Genomic DNA, 15,032 nt, shown 5'->3' on the forward strand with positions numbered 1-15,032 from the left:
AGAGCCGTCAGGCGCTGCCCGTCACGCCCACAAGGTGCGAGGGATCGATCCCCTCGGCACGCCAGGCCGATCCCCAGCGTGCGGAAACGTCGGTGCCGAACAGGATATCGGGGCGTCCCTGCGCCGCATTCCAGCCGTGCCGCCGCATCTCGCCTTCGAGCTGGCCCGCACCCCAGCCGGCGTAGCCCAGCGCCACCAGCCACTGGCTCGGTCCCCGCCCGGCAGCGATCGCGCGCAGTACATCGAGCGAAGCGGACAGGCCGCACAGGCCGCTGACCTCGACCGATCCTGCGCCGCCCCAGTCGCTCGAATGGAGCACGAACCCGCGCGCCGTCTCGACCGGGCCGCCTGCCAGCACCGGCACGTCGGGCGCCACGCCTGGGTCGATGCCCACGTCCTTCAGCAGTCCGTGCAACGTGATGCCCTCTCGCACCTGGCCAAGCCCGATGCCGAGCGCGCCATGCTCGTCGTGCACGCACATCGCGATCACCGCATGATCGAAACGCGGATCGCCCATGCCGGGCATGGCGAGCAACAGGCGGCCGGCGAGATATTGGGCTTCGGTCATTTCCCCAGCCTACCCCTCACGCAACCTGAGGGAAAGCGCCGAGAGGCTCAGGCCGCCTTGCGCCCGCGCTCCTCGGTCGCCGCTTCCAGCAGGCGCTTTTCCACGGCCCGCATCCGGGTCTCGCCTTCGACCTTCTCGCCCAACAGGTCGGTGACGTAGAACGTATCGACCGCGCGCTCGCCATAAGTGGCGATATGCGCGGAATGCACGATCAGCCGCGCCTCGAACAGGCCGCGCGCCAGACGGCTGAGCAGCGCCGGGCGGTCGAGCGCGCCCACTTCGATCACGGTGAAGCGATTGGAGGCCTTGTTGTCGAAGATCACGATGGGCTGCACTTCGAAGGCATCGGCGCGCGGCCGGGCCGAAGGGCGTGCGGCGAGCTGCGGCAGCAGCTTGACCCGGTTGGCCAGCGCATCGGCGATCGCCGTCTTGAGCCGGGCGATCTGGGTGCCTTCATTGAGGGGCCGCCCCAGCGGATCCTGCACCAGGAAGTTGTCGACCGCGGTGCCGTTGCGCGCGGTATGGATGCGCGCATCGATGATGTTGCCGCCGGCAAGATGGATGCCGCCGGCGATGCGGTAGAACAGGCCGGGATGGTCGGCGGCGAGCACGGTCACCAGCGTGGCGCCCCGCGCCGCGTACCAATGCGTTTCAACCGTCAGCGGCTCGCCGATGGCGCGGTCCATCTGCTGAAGATTGAGCGCGATGATGTCTTCCGGCTCGGCGATCCAGTACGCGTCGCCCAGCTGCCGGCCGACCGTGCCGATCAGGTTGTCGCGTTCCTTCAGAAGCAGGCCCACCGCCTTCTTCTTGGCGATGATCCGTTCCGCGCGGCCGTGCTGCTTGTGGCCCAGCCGGAGCATTTCCTCGGCCGAAAGGAACAGGTCGGACAGGAGCTGCCGTTTCCACGAATTCCAGATGCCGGGACCGACCGCGCGGATATCGACAATGGTCAGCACCAGCAGCAGGCGCAGCCGTTCCTGGCTCTGCACCACGCTCACGAAATCGGCGATGGTCTTGTAGTCGGCCAGGTCGCGCTTGAACGCGGTGGCGCTCATCAGCAGATGCTCGCGCACCAGCCACGCGACGAGTTCGGTTTCCGCACGCGACAGGCCAAGGCGCGGGCACAGCTTCATCGCCACTTCCGCGCCGAGCACCGAATGGTCCCCCCTGCGGCCCTTGGCGATGTCATGCAGCAGCGTGGCGACATAGAGCACGCGGCGCGACGACACCTTGGCGATCACCTCGCTCGCCAGTGGGTGCTGCTCCCTTTCCTCACCCTTCTCGATCCTGGCGAGCAGGCCGATGGCGCGGATGGTGTGCTCGTCCACCGTGTAGTGGTGGTACATATCGAACTGCATCTGCGCCACGACGCGGCCGAAGTCGGGCACGAACCGGCCGAACACGCCGGCCTCGTTCATCCAGCGCAGCACGGTCTCGGGATCGTTGCGGCTGGTCAGCAGATCGAGGAACAAGGCGTTGGCGCGCGGGTCCTTGCGCACGGCGGCATCGATCAGCCCGGCATCGCGGCTGGCCAGGCGCATCGCCTCGGGATGGATTTCCAGACGTTCGCGATCCGCCACGGTGAAGATTTCCACCAGCCGCACGGGATCGTCGGCGAAGAAGCTGTCGCCATCCACGCCGATCTTGTCCGCCCTGATCGGGAACACGCCGACCTTGCGTTTGCGGCGCGGCTTGAACGCGGCGAAGAAGCCGCGCTTGGTCTTGGCAAACTGCTCGTCCAGCTCGGCGAGAAACACGCCGGTCAGCGACCCGACCTGCTTCGCGTGGAGGAAGAACAGCTGCATGAACCGCTCGACCGCGCTCTTGCCGGGGCGGTCGGCGAAATTCATCCGCGTTGCCACTTCGCGCTGAAGGTCGAAGGTCAGCCGGTCCTCGGCACGGCGGGTAATCGTGTGGAGATGGCAGCGCACCGCCCAGAAGAAGTTCTCCGCCTTGCGGAACTGGCGGTATTCGGCCGCCGTCAGCAGCCCCACGTCGACCAGTTCGCTGGGATCGCGCACCTTGTGGATGTATTTCCCGATCCAGTAGAGCGTGTGCAGGTCGCGCAGGCCGCCCTTGCCCTCCTTCACGTTCGGCTCGACCACGTAGCGGCTGTCGCCCAGCCGCTTGTGCCGCTCGTTGCGCTCGGCCAGCTTCTCGGCCACGAACTGGCGCTCGGTGCCGTTGACCACTTCGGCCCAGAACCGGCGCGAGCCTTCCTCGTAGAGCGCCCTGTCGCCCCACACGTAGCGCCCTTCGAGCAGCGCGGTGCGGATCGTCAGGTCGCTGCGCCCCATCCGCACCAGATCGTCGAGCGAGCGGCTGGAATGGCCGACCTTCAGCCCCAGGTCCCACAGGAAATAGAGCATCGCCTCGATCACCTGCTCGCACCACGACGTGGCCTTGATCGGCGTGAGGAAAGCGATGTCGACGTCCGAGTGCGGCGCCATCTCGCCGCGCCCGTAGCCGCCCACGGCCACCACCGCGATTCGCTCGCCGGTCGAACGGTTGCTGGCGCGGTAGACATGGCCGACCACGTGATCGTGGATGACGCGGACCAGCTGGTCGATCAGGAACGCCTGCCCCTGCGCGCACTCATAACCGGCCGAGGGTCGCTCCTCGAGCCGGCGCGCCAGCTCGCCGCGCCCGTCGGCCAGCGCGTTGCGAAGCATCTCCACCACGGCCGGCCGCGCCTTTGCCCCGTCGCGGGCAACTGCGGCGGCAACGGCGTCGGCAAGAGCGCGCCGGTCTACGATGGCGCGCTGGTTCGCAATGCGGGGCAATGTCATGCGCCCACTGATACGCGATCAGGCGACTTTCGTCTCGCTCCATTCCTTGGTGTAGCGCTCGCGCAGCGACCGCTTGTCCACCTTTTCCGTGCCCAGGCGGGGCAGCGGCTGGTCGACCTGCCAGAACTTCACCGGGATCTTGAACGGGGCGATATGCTGGGCAAGGAAGGTGGTGAGTTCCTCCGCGCTGGCGCTGCACCCGTCCTTGGTCAGGTAGACCGCTGCGGGCACTTCACCATAGAGGTCGTCGGGCAACCCGAACACGCTCACCTCCGCGATGCAGGGATGGGCATAGATCGCGGCTTCCACCTCGATGCACGAGATGTTCTCGCCGCCGCGGATGATGATGTCCTTCTTGCGATCGACGATGAACAGGTAGCCGTCCTCGTCCAGATAACCGAGGTCGCCGGTGCGGAAATAGCCGTCGGGCATGATCGCAGCCTTGGTCGCTTCCGGATTGTTCCAGTATCCGAGGAAGTTGGCGACCGAGCGGATCGACACTTCGCCCACGGCATTGGCGGGCAGCGCATGGCCGTCGTCGTCGAGGATGGCCATGTCCACCAGCGGGCGCGACGGCAGGCCGGTGCTGTTCGGCTTGGCCAGATAGTTCTCGTTGAGGTTGCCGCAGCCCACGCCGTTGGTCTCGGTCAGGCCATAGCCGATGATCGGGAACGCGTGCGGGAGCGCCTGCCGCAGGCGGTCGACGTGCTCCACCGGACGCGGCGCGCCGCCGGCCGCGAAGGTCACGCAGCTGGAAAGGTCGTACTTGTCGCGGTCGGGATGGGTCGCGATCTCGAAGCTCATCAGCGGCACGCCGACGAAGTAGCTCGCCTTCTCGCGCTCGATCAGCTGCATCGCCTGGACCACGTTCCACTTCGCCATCAGCACCAGCTTGCGCCCCAGCGCGAAGGACTGGAGGAACACCGGCACTTCCCCGGTGACGTGGAACAGCGGCACGTTGACAAGCGTGGTCGGCTGGTTGGCCGGGGGCGTTTCCCCGCGCGCCACGACCACGCCCAGCGCCAGCACGCTTTGCGCGATGTAGTTGAAAGTGCCCTGAATCACGCCGCGATGGTCGGAATAGGCGCCCTTCGACATGCCGGTGGAGCCGGAGGTGAACAGCACCGTCGCCAGATCGTCCGGCGTCAGGTCCGGCAGAGGCGTGGCGCTGCCGCCGCCCTTGGCGGTCAGCGACTTCAATCCTTCCAGCGGCGGACAATCGTGTTCGAGCAGCAGGATCTGCGCGCCGTGCGTATGCCCGGACAGACGGTCCGCGCGCGACTTGTCCGCAATGAGGTAACGGCACGAGACGAGGTCGACGCCGTGGACCAGTTCCTCGCCCTGCCACCAGCCGTTGAGCAGCACCGCGCAGCCGCCCGCCATCAGCACCGCCATGTAGGCGACGACCCAGCTGGCCGAATTGCGCGCCGCAATGCCGACCCGCTCGCCCTTCTGCAGGCCGTGCCCCTCGATCAGCCCGCCCGCCACTTCGCGCGCGGCGGCGTAGATCTGCGCGTACGTCAGCCGCAGGTCGCCATCGATGATGAACTCCTTGTCGGCGTGTTCGTGGCAGTAATGCGCGAGATAGGCCGGGATGCTCGGCGGCGCGGCAGCGATCATCGGCAGGTCGCGGTCAAACTTGTTGAACGTGGTCAGCGCGAACATCCCGCCCGGCGCCGTCAGGCCGTCCATCACCTGCTTCAGTTCACGATCAAGCTGCGTCTGCATCGCGTTTGTCTCTCTCCGTTCGCTATCCCGCTCGTGCCGGCGGCTTTTTGCGGTTTGCCCGCGCTTTTTCCCTGTGCCAAAAGCTCGCGGGCATTTCCCGTTCGGGCACCTCCGCGAGGCTGGCCGGAAAAGTATCAATACGCAACCTGCACGGAGTCTGCCACTTGCTTTCACTCTCGGCCGCCGCCGCGCTTCCGACCCACCAGCCCTTGAACTGGACGGATCTCGGCCTCTCGCCGATCGCGCTCGACCTCGGCTTCTTCACGATCAAGTGGTACTCGCTCGCCTATCTGGCGGGGATCATGCTGGGTTACTGGCATCTGTCGAAGATGATCCGCCAGCCCGGCGCCCCGCTCGCCCAGCGCCACGCCGACGACCTGTTCTTCTATGCCACGCTCGGCATCATCCTCGGCGGCCGACTGGGCTACGCGGTATTCTACGCGCCCGAACTGCTCAGCCACCCGCAGAACCTGCTCAAACTGTGGGAAGGCGGGATGAGCTTCCACGGCGGGCTGATCGGCACCACGCTGGCGATCGCGTGGGTTTCGTGGAAGGGCGGCCTCGGCTTCGTGCGCGTATGCGACTACATCGCCCCCTGCGTGCCGTTCGGCCTGTTCTTCGGCCGCTGCGCCAACTTCGTGAACGGCGAGCTTTGGGGCCGTGTCACCACCGCCGACATTCCCTGGGCGATGGCCTTTCCTGGCGGCGGGCCGATGCCGCGCCATCCCAGCCAGCTCTACGAAGCGGTGCTTGAAGGGCTGGTGCTGGGCACGGTGCTGCTCACGCTGTTCTGGAAGACCAAGGCGCGCTGGCGGCCGGGCCTGCTCGTCGGCACGTTCGGCTTCGGTTATGCGCTGTCGCGCTTCACGGTCGAGTTCTTCCGCGAGCCCGATGCCCAGTTGCAGGACTTCGCGCATCGCTCGGGGCTGTCGATGGGCCAGTGGCTCACGCTGCCGATGATGGCGATCGGCCTTGTCCTGATCGTGCGCGCGCTTTCGCGCCCGCCGGTTTCGGTCTCGTTCTCCGGTGCAGACGCCAAGGCCGGGAGCACGGTCGACGCGGGAGTCACGCGCGGGTGAAGGAAACGCTGCGCCGCATCTTCGAGCGGCTGATCGTCAACACCGGACCGATCAGCCTGGCCCACTACATGGCCGAATCGAACGCGCGCTATTACGACAGCCGCGATCCGCTGGGCGGTGCGGGAGACTTCATCACCGCACCCGAGATCAGCCAGATGTTCGGCGAGCTGATCGGGCTGTGGCTGGCCGACATCTGGATACGCGCCGGCCGGCCCGAACCCGTCCACTACGTCGAACTCGGACCGGGCCGCGGCACGCTGGCGCGCGACGCGCTCGGGGCCGCGCGGCGCTACGGCCTCGTCCCGCGCGTCCACTTCGTCGAGGCGAGCACCGCGCTGAAGGCGATCCAGCTCGAACACCACGCTCAGGCGAGCTGGCACGCCGATCTGTCCACGCTGCCCACGGACGGACCGCTGCTGCTCGTCGCCAACGAGTTTCTCGATGCCCTGCCCGTTCGCCAGCTGGTCAAGACTGCGCAGGGCTGGCGCGAACGCATGGTGGGGCTTGCCGACGGCCAGCTTGTGCCGGTGGCGGGCGACCGCCCGATGGACGCGGCCGTGCCCGCCGACCGCGCGCAGGCACCCGAAGGCACGATCCTCGAAACCTGCCCGGCGGCAGCGGCGGTGACCTACGAGATCGCGGGCCGGCTCGCCGCACAGGGCGGTGCGGCACTGCTGATCGACTACGGCCATGCCGAGCCGCGCTATGGCAGCTCGCTCCAGGCGGTTCGCGCCCATCGCAAGGTCGATGTCTTTTCCAGCCCCGGGGAAGCGGACCTCACCGCCCATGTCGATTTCTCGGCGCTGGCCCCCATCGCACAATCGCGCGGGGTGCGCTGGCTCGGCACGGTCGAGCAGGGCCGCTTTCTGCGCGGGCTGGGAATCGAGGCGCGGGCCGAGGCGCTGAGCAGCTTCGCCCCCGAGCACGCCGCGGCGATCGCGGTGGCGCGCGACCGGCTGATCGGCGAGGGGCAGATGGGGGCGCTGTTCAAGGTGATGGGCCTGGCCGCGCCCGAATGGCCCGACGGCGCCGGCTTCTAGCGAATCCCCCGCAAACCGGGGCCAAACCGCACGTCCCGGGCGAATCCCCCGCGAAACCGCAGGTTTGCGCAGGCCAAAATGCCTGTTGGCAAAGCCACAGATTTGCGTCTATCAGGCGCGCCAAGTGGGGTAGGGCGCGCTGCGAATGTGCACGTCATTCTCCCGCACGTGCGGCGGCATTTCCCATGTGGTTTCGCCTCTCGCACGGTTCAAGAGGGGCAAGTTGGACCGCGCCCGGTCCGCGGGCGCGGCGGCAGCAGGCAGGGAATTTCAATGGCTGATGAGGCGAGCATCGATCCGGCTGATGTGACCGGAGAGGGCGTGCGGCGCCGCGATTTTATCAATATCGCGGCGGTAAGTTTTGCGGGCGTGGGCGGTCTTGCCGTTCTCTACCCGCTCATTTCCCAGATGAGCCCGTCGGCCGACGTGCTCGCGGAAAGCTCGACCGAGATCGACATTTCCGCGATCCAGCCGGGTCAGGCGATCAAGGCCGTCTTCCGCAAGCAGCCTGTCTTCGTGCGCAATCTGACGCCGGTAGAGATCGCCGAGGCCGAGAAGGTCGACACCGGCTCGCTGCGCGATCCGCAGACGCTGGATGAACGCACCAAGGCGGGCAAGAAGAACTGGCTCATCACCATGGGCGTCTGCACCCACCTCGGCTGCGTGCCGCTGGGCGCGGGCGAAGGTGAAGTGCGCGGCGAGTTCGGCGGTTATTTCTGCCCTTGCCACGGTTCGTCCTACGACACCGCGGCCCGCATCCGCAAAGGCCCGGCACCGAAGAACCTCGAGGTGCCCTCCTATGAATTCACTTCCGACACTGTCGTGAAGATCGGCTGAGGATAAGACCCGATGAGCTTTCCCTGGGCGAAAGAATATAAGCCTGGCCACCCGCTGATGCAGTGGCTGGACGAGAAGCTGCCGCTGCCGCGCTTCGTCTACAACGCGGTCGGCGCCGGCTACCCGGTTCCGCGCAACCTCAACTACATGTGGAACTTCGGCGTGCTCGCCGGGTTCTGCCTGGCCCTCCAGATCGTCACCGGCGTCATCCTCGCGATGCACTACGCCGCCAACGGCTCGGTGGCGTTCGACAGCGTCGAGCACATCATGCGCGACGTGAACTGGGGCTGGATGCTGCGCTACGCGCACGCCAACGGTGCCTCGGCGTTCTTCGTCGTGGTCTACATCCACATCTTCCGCGGCTTCTTCTACTCGTCGTACAAGGCCCCGCGCGAGATGATCTGGCTGCTCGGCGTGGTCATCTTCCTGCTGATGATGGCCACCGCCTTCATGGGCTACGTGCTTCCCTGGGGCCAGATGAGCTTCTGGGGCGCCAAGGTCATCACCGGCCTGTTCGGTGCGATCCCGGTCGTGGGCCAGCCGCTCCAGGTATGGCTGCTCGGCGGCTATGCGCCTGACAACGCGGCGCTGAACCGCTTCTTCTCGCTGCACTTCCTGCTGCCCTTCGTGATTGCGGGCGTTATCATCCTGCACATCTGGGCGCTGCACATTCCCGGCTCGTCGAACCCGACCGGCGTGGAAGTGAAGCAGGAATCGGACACCGTTCCGTTCCACCCGTACTACACCGCCAAGGACGGCTTCGGCCTCGGCGTGTTCCTGATCCTCTACTGCGCGGTGCTGTTCTTCGCGCCGAACATGCTGGGCCACCCGGACAACTACATTCCGGCCAACCCGCTCTCGACGCCGGCGCACATCGTTCCCGAATGGTACTTCTGGCCGTTCTACGCGATCCTGCGCGCCTTCACCTCGGACTTCTTCTTCATCCCGGCGAAGCTGATGGGCGTCCTCGCGATGTTCTCGGCGATCCTGGTGTGGTTCTTCCTGCCCTGGCTGGATACCTCGCCGGTGCGTTCGGGCCACTATCGTCCGCTGTTCCGCAAGGCCTTCTACCTGCTCCTCGTGGACGTGGTGGTGCTGGGTTACTGCGGCGGCGCGCCGGCAGCGGAACCCTTCGTGATGATCTCGCAGATCGCCTCGATGTACTACTTCCTGCACTTCCTCGTCATCCTGCCGATCGTCTCGTCGATCGAGAAGCCGGCCCCGCTGCCGTACTCGATCACCGAAGCGGTCCTCGGCAAGGACGAGGGCGCCGTCCTCCACGCCAACCCCACCGCTGCCTGAGCCAGCCGAAGCGTAAGAGAAAGAGAACCCTATGGTCCGTCTTTTTGGCCCCCTGGTCGGCCTCTTCTTCGCCGTCGCGCTGCTCTGGTCGTTCGGTAATGGTGCCTATCTCGCCATTACCGAACCCACTGCCCCGACGGCCGTGCACGAATTCCACAAGACTCCCAAGGAAGTGGAATTCTCCTTCAACGGTCCTTTCGGCAAGTTTGATCGCCAGCAGCTCCAGCGCGGCTTCCAGGTCTACAAGGAAGTCTGCTCGAACTGCCACGCGCTCAAGCAGGTCGCGTTCCGCAACCTCACCGATCTCGGCTACTCGGAAGCCGAAGTGAAGGCGATCGCCAAGCAGTGGGCGACGAAGGCCAAGACCTTCGATCCCAAGACCGGCGACGCGGGCGAGCGTGACAACATCGCTGCCGACCACATCCCGGCGGTGTACTATGCCGGCACCGGCAACCCGCCGGATCTGTCGCTGATCACCAAGGCGCGTCACGAAGGTCCGGAATACATCTATTCGCTGCTGACCGGCTATCAGGACCAGCCCGCCGAGGTGCTCAAGAAGTTCCCCGACGCCAAGATCCCCGACGGCCTGCACTACAACCCGTACTTCGCGAACCTGAACATCGCGATGCCGGCCCCGCTGACCGACGGCGGCGTCACGTATGCCGATGGTACCAAGGCGACCGTCGACCAGCAGGCCAAGGACATCTCCGCGTTCCTGACCTGGACGGCCGAGCCGAAGCTCGAAAAGCGCAAGCAGACCGGCTGGGCCGTGCTCGGCTTCCTGTTCGCGGCGACCATCCTCGCCTACCTCGCCAAGAAGAACGTCTGGGCCAACGCCCACTGATCTTCTTCGCCCGGCGCGAAACGGACAAAGGCCACCGGAAACGGTGGCCTTTTTCGTATCCGGCGATAAGTCGTCACCGACTTCACCGATGAGGATGCACATGACCCCGGACGATCTGAAGGCGCTGGTCCGCACCGTGCCGGACTTTCCCGCCCCCGGCATCCTGTTCCGCGACGTGACCACGCTGATCGGCCACGGCGAAGGCTTCGCCGCATCGATCGGCCACCTCGCACGGCTTGCCGCCGATGCCGGCGCCGAAATCATCGCCGGCATGGAAGCGCGCGGCTTCATCTTTGGCGCCGCCGTCGCCGCGCACATGGGTCTGGGCTTCGTTCCGGTGCGCAAGCCGGGCAAGCTGCCGGTCGAAACCATCGGCATCGACTATGCGCTCGAATACGGGCGCGACCGGCTCGAGATCGATCCTCGCGCGGTCCACCCCGGCCAGCGCGTCGTCCTCGTCGACGATCTCATCGCCACTGGTGGAACCGCCCTCGCCGCCGCGGAACTGCTCCGCCGCACCGGGGCCATCGTGGACCACGCCCTGTTCGTGATCGACCTGCCCGACCTCCACGGTTCGGCGCGTCTGCGCGATGCCGGTCTCACCGTGGAATCGCTGATGCATTTCCACGGCCACTGACCGGCTTGCCCGCGGCCTTCTCCCGTGCTGCATTGGCGGCCGGGAGAAGGACAATGATAGAACTCCATACCGCACCCACGCCGAATGGCTGGAAGATCTCGATCATGCTCGAGGAATGCGGCCTGCCCTACCGCGTCCACTGGGTCGACATCGGCAAGGGCGAGCAGTTCGCGCCCGACTTCCTTGCGATCAGTCCGAACAACCGCATCCCCGCCATCGTCGATACCGATCCTGCGGACGGCGGCGCCCCCCTGCCGGTGTTCGAGACGGCGGCGATCCTGATCTATCTTGCCGAGAAGACCGGCCAGTTCCTCCCGACCGACCTGCGCGGCCGCAAGGAAGTGCTGGAATGGCTGATCTGGCAGGTGGCGGGGCTTGGCCCTATGCTGGGCCAGCATGGTCACTTCGCGCTCTATGCGCCCGAGCGGCTGGACTATCCCACCGAACGCTACCGGCGCGAGACACTGCGCCTCTACGGCGTGCTCGACCGGCGCCTGAACGGACGCGAACATATCGCGGGCGGTACCTACAGCATCGCGGACATGGCCTGCTGGCCCTGGATCCGCACCTGGAAGGCACAAGGCATCCCGCTGGACGACTTCCCCCACGTCAAGGCGTGGTACGACCGCCTGAAGCAGCGGGAGGGCCTGCGCAGAGGCGTTGCGCTTGGCGCCGACCGCCTCCGCCGCCGGCCGCAGGACGATGCGGAAGCCGCCCGCACCCTGTTCGGCATTTCAGGAAAGGGACTCGCATGACCGTGACCGTGGAATTCTTCTTCGACATCTCCTCGCCCTGGACTTTCCTCGCATTCAACAACATCCAGCCGATTCTGGCGGAGACGGGCGCGACGGTACGCTGGCGACCGTTCCTCGTCGGCGGGGTGTTCAACGCGGTGAATCCGCGCGTCTACGAAATGCGCGCCGATCCCGAGCAGAAGGCGATGAAGCGCAGCTTCGGCTGGCTGAAGGAATGGGCCCGCCTGGCCGGCCAGCCGATGAACTTCCCCTCGCCCCATCACCCGGTGAAATCGGTGAACGCCATGCGCTGCGCCTGCGCGCTCGAGCAGGACCAGCCCGCGCTGTTCCGCTTCGCGGACGCCGCGTTCCGCGCCTATTTCGGCGAGGCGCGGAACATCGATGATCCGGCCGAACTGGTCGCCATCGCCGATGGCGTCGGCATCAGTGGCGCAGACCTGCTGCGCCGCGCCGGCGAGCAACCCGCCAAGGACGCGCTGCGCGCCAATACCGACGAAGCCATCGCGCGCGGCGCCTTCGGTTCGCCCACGCTGTTCGTGGGCGGAGACCATATGTATTTCGGCAATGACCAGCTTCCCCTGGTCCGCCAGCGGATCGTGCTGTTGAATGCGGGCGAATCCGGCATCGCCGCAAACGGAGGTTGACGACGCGCCCCCCCGCGTGGCAATCGCGCCAGACCGAGCGGGTATAGCTTAGTGGTAAAGCACTAGCCTTCCAAGCTAGCTATGCGGGTTCGATTCCCGCTACCCGCTCCAATTTCAAGTCCATCGCCATCCCGATCCATCTGGACACCCCCCGGAAATCCCCGGTATTCTGCGGCCTAGAGGCCAAAGGCGTCCGATCACGTCCGAATACTGCCAACTCCTGATGGGGGTAGATTTGGGGGGTTTCCGCTTTTGGTCAATTCGATACCCCCACCGATGGGGTACGCTACGGGGTCCACCCCGTGGAAGGCTGGAGGCACATGGCGCTTACCGACGTAGCTATCCGCAATGCGAAACCAGGCGCAAAGCAGGTCAAGTTGGCCGACGGGGCGGAAATGTTCCTGCTGGTCACCCCGTCCGGCGGCAAGCTCTGGCGGCTCAAGTACCGGATTGACGGACGCGAGAAGCTGCTTGCGATCGGGCCATACCCAGAGATCGGCCTGAGCGAGGCCAGGAAACGGCGCGATGCAGCGCGCTCGATGATCGCGCAAGGCAAGGACCCGTCCCTCGAAAAGCAACGCGACAAGATTCGGGCACGAGTCCAGGCGGCGGACACCTTCACCGCGATTGCGGAAGAGTTCTGCAAGAAGCGCCGCAAGGATGGCGACAAGGGGTGGGCACCGGCAACGGGGACTCGTAGCGAATATCTGCTCGCCCAGCTGAACAACAGCTTCGGGCGGCTGGCGATCGCGGAGATCGAGCCCGCGGACGCCCTGTCCGCAATTCGAAAAATTGAAACACGGGGCAAACTGGAAAGTGCACGACGAACGCTTCAACTCGCCGGTGCCGTGTTTCGCTATGCAGTAGCTACCGCGCGGCTAAGGTCCGATCCGACGAGGGATTTACCGGGTGCTCTGACCGCTCCGACGGTCACGCACTACGGCGCGATCACCGACCCCAAGCAGGTTTGCGGACTGTTGCGGGCGATCGATGGCTACGAAGGGCAAGGCCTGACGAAGTTCCCCATGCAAATTGCGCCGCACGTCTTCGTGCGACCGGGGGAACTGCGACACGCAGAGTGGAGCGAGATTGATCTCGACGGAACACTGTGGGTGATCCCGGCTGGCAAGATGAAGATGCGCAAGTGCCGCTGTCCCGACAGGTAGTCGCGCTGCTCCGGGAAGTTCACGCCGTCACGGGTCCGACGGGGTACGTCTTTCCCTCGATCCGCTCCCGATCCCGGCCGATGAGCGAGAACACCATCAACGCCGCTCTCCGCCGTCTTGGCTATTCCAGCGACGAAATGACCGCACACGGCTTTCGCGCGATGGCATCGACCCTGCTGAACGAAAGCAGCAAGTGGCACCCGGATGCGATTGAGCGCGCGCTGGCACACGGGGACAGCGACAAGGTGCGACCGGCGTACCATCGGGGCGTGCATTGGAATGAGCGGGTACTCATGGCTCAATGGTGGAGCGACTATCTGGATGATTTGCGCGGCCAGTGATTCCGATAAATTCGTCAACCAATTAGGCAGCCACCTGACTACACATCGACCGCGCATCGCCCAGTAATTCGCTGGCTCTTAGCGGCAAGGAGACAGCGGAGAGGGTGTTTCCATCCACACTTCATGAAAGGGCGACGTGATGCCGCAAGACGGATAGGACAGGATGGGCGCCTGTCCAGGCGGAAGTCGCAAGTTCGTTGTCGGTGAAGTAGACGACCTCGCCCGCAGCGATGTTCTTCACCGCGGCGAAGGCAAACCAGTCCTGATCCGTGCCCGTTCCCGCACCGGCGGTATTGATGCCGACGAAAATGATGTCGCCCTGACTTACGGTCATTTTTTGCCCCTGCATTTCGATATGTGCGAGGCCGCGCTTGCCCCGACCGAACCGAGGTTGGTTACGGAGCTGCTATGTCGCCCTAGTGACAATTACTTAGGCCCGGCAATAGTCCGGGCGGCACCGGCCCAAGCACCGAGGCCGTAGCGTCAGCCCGCGTGATTTGGTTGACCAAGTAACGCAATCGGATTAGTGCGAGCGTTTCCCTCACGCTTCCGGACGAACCGCTCCGGCGCGTATCCGTCAGGTTCCCCATGAACAGCCCCGCTACGCCCAAGCGCAAGTCCCCGTCCGGCACCGCAGCCGGAGAAGGCCGTTCGACACGCGATCTCCTGCTCGATGCCACCGGCGCGCTGATGAGCGAAGGCAACACCACCAACGTCAGCTTTGCCGATATTTCCGAGCGATCCGGCATCAACTCGGCGCTGATCCGCTATCACTTCGGCAGCAAGCAGGGCCTGCTAGAAGCCCTGATCGAGCGCGACGCGGGCAGCAGCTACGACGGGCTGGACCGGCTGGTGAGCCTGGCGTGCAGCCCTGAGGAAAAGATGCGCAAGCACATCCAGGGCATCATGCGGCTCTACCACCGCTACCCCTACCTCAACCGCCTGCTGATCGAACTGCAATCGCAAAGCGAAAGCGATATCGCGCGGCACATTTCCGAACGCTACACCCGCCGCGCGGTCGATGCGCAGACAGCGATCATCGACGAAGGCGTGAAGGCCGGCGTGTTCCGCAAGGTGGACCCGATGCTGTTCCACTTCTCGCTGGTGGGCGCGTGCGATTCGATCTTCCACTCACGCTCGGCGCTCGATCACGTGTTCGGGGTCAAGGAGATCGACGAGACCTTGCGCGAACGCTTTGCCGATCAGGTTGCCGAAATCGTCCTTGCCGGATTGAAGCCGACCCCGGAATGAAAGCCCCGGTCAGCGCGCAAACCAGCGCCACCTGATGCGCGAATGGTT

The 15,032-nt window shown here is 65.6% G+C and carries 13 protein-coding genes, 1 tRNA gene and 1 pseudogene; 11 read left to right on the top strand and 4 right to left on the bottom strand.

Going from position 1 to position 15,032, the window contains the following annotated elements:
* Window positions 1-7 precede the first annotated feature (7 nt).
* The 3 genes from OLX02_RS09960 to OLX02_RS09970 are packed head-to-tail and all read right to left on the bottom strand — an operon-like array spanning window position 8 to window position 5,088.
* Window positions 8-568 carry a YqgE/AlgH family protein gene (locus OLX02_RS09960; RefSeq protein ID WP_264422422.1) on the bottom strand — a complete coding sequence of 187 codons (561 nt, stop codon included), beginning with the start codon at window positions 566-568 and terminating at the stop codon, window positions 8-10.
* A gap of 47 nt (window positions 569-615) precedes the next feature.
* Window positions 616-3,360 (bottom strand): [protein-PII] uridylyltransferase, encoded by a 2,745-nt coding sequence (locus OLX02_RS09965; RefSeq protein WP_264422424.1) that lies wholly within the window; start codon window positions 3,358-3,360, stop codon window positions 616-618.
* 18 nt (window positions 3,361-3,378) lie between these two features.
* The gene (locus tag OLX02_RS09970) at window positions 3,379-5,088 is read right to left on the bottom strand and encodes a class I adenylate-forming enzyme family protein (protein ID WP_264422426.1); all 1,710 of its coding nucleotides are present in this window, start codon (window positions 5,086-5,088) and stop codon (window positions 3,379-3,381) included.
* A 164-nt stretch (window positions 5,089-5,252) separates the two neighbouring features.
* Between OLX02_RS09970 and lgt the strand changes: the two genes are divergently transcribed.
* The 10 genes and pseudogenes from lgt to OLX02_RS10020 all read left to right on the top strand — a co-directional run bounded on the left by lgt (window position 5,253) and on the right by OLX02_RS10020 (window position 13,733).
* Complete coding sequence (gene lgt / locus OLX02_RS09975; RefSeq protein WP_264422427.1) at window positions 5,253-6,167, top strand: prolipoprotein diacylglyceryl transferase; 915 nt, start codon at window positions 5,253-5,255, stop codon at window positions 6,165-6,167.
* Window positions 6,164-7,207, top strand: coding sequence for a class I SAM-dependent methyltransferase (locus OLX02_RS09980; protein ID WP_264422429.1), 1,044 nt, complete (start codon window positions 6,164-6,166; stop codon window positions 7,205-7,207). The genes lgt and OLX02_RS09980 overlap by 4 nt, the downstream gene beginning before the upstream one ends.
* Window positions 7,208-7,480: 273 nt before the next feature.
* Window positions 7,481-8,044, top strand: coding sequence for a ubiquinol-cytochrome c reductase iron-sulfur subunit (gene petA, locus OLX02_RS09985; RefSeq protein WP_264422431.1), 564 nt, complete (start codon window positions 7,481-7,483; stop codon window positions 8,042-8,044).
* Between the two features lie 12 nt (window positions 8,045-8,056).
* Entirely contained in the window at window positions 8,057-9,346 is a 1,290-nt protein-coding gene (locus tag OLX02_RS09990) for a cytochrome b (RefSeq protein ID WP_264422433.1), read from the top strand.
* Between the two features lie 31 nt (window positions 9,347-9,377).
* Window positions 9,378-10,190, top strand: a complete 813-nt coding sequence (locus OLX02_RS09995) for a cytochrome c1 (protein WP_264422434.1) — start codon at window positions 9,378-9,380, stop codon at window positions 10,188-10,190.
* Window positions 10,191-10,290: 100 nt separating this feature from the next.
* Window positions 10,291-10,827 carry an adenine phosphoribosyltransferase gene (locus OLX02_RS10000; RefSeq protein ID WP_264422436.1) on the top strand — a complete coding sequence of 179 codons (537 nt, stop codon included), beginning with the start codon at window positions 10,291-10,293 and terminating at the stop codon, window positions 10,825-10,827.
* A 53-nt stretch (window positions 10,828-10,880) separates the two neighbouring features.
* A complete protein-coding gene (locus OLX02_RS10005; RefSeq protein ID WP_264422438.1) occupies window positions 10,881-11,582 on the top strand; it encodes a glutathione binding-like protein in 702 nt (233 codons plus the stop codon).
* The gene (locus tag OLX02_RS10010; protein ID WP_264422440.1) at window positions 11,579-12,226 is read left to right on the top strand and encodes a 2-hydroxychromene-2-carboxylate isomerase; all 648 of its coding nucleotides are present in this window, start codon (window positions 11,579-11,581) and stop codon (window positions 12,224-12,226) included. Before OLX02_RS10005 ends, OLX02_RS10010 begins: the two co-directional genes overlap by 4 nt.
* 37 nt (window positions 12,227-12,263) lie before the next feature.
* Window positions 12,264-12,337 (top strand) — tRNA-Gly (locus OLX02_RS10015).
* 209 nt (window positions 12,338-12,546) lie between these two features.
* Window positions 12,547-13,733, top strand: a pseudogene (locus OLX02_RS10020) (tyrosine-type recombinase/integrase).
* Window positions 13,734-13,854: 121 nt separating this feature from the next.
* On the opposite strand, the gene OLX02_RS10025 reads toward OLX02_RS10020, so the two are convergent.
* Complete coding sequence (locus OLX02_RS10025) at window positions 13,855-14,067, bottom strand: hypothetical protein (protein ID WP_264422441.1); 213 nt, start codon at window positions 14,065-14,067, stop codon at window positions 13,855-13,857.
* 254 nt (window positions 14,068-14,321) lie between these two features.
* On the opposite strand from OLX02_RS10025, the gene OLX02_RS10030 reads away from it, so the two are divergent.
* Complete coding sequence (locus tag OLX02_RS10030) at window positions 14,322-14,984, top strand: TetR family transcriptional regulator (RefSeq protein WP_264422443.1); 663 nt, start codon at window positions 14,322-14,324, stop codon at window positions 14,982-14,984.
* The last annotated feature ends 48 nt before the right edge of the window (window positions 14,985-15,032 follow it).

This window comes from Novosphingobium sp. KCTC 2891 (assembly GCF_025938155.1).
Taxonomy (GTDB): Bacteria; Pseudomonadota; Alphaproteobacteria; order Sphingomonadales; family Sphingomonadaceae; genus Novosphingobium.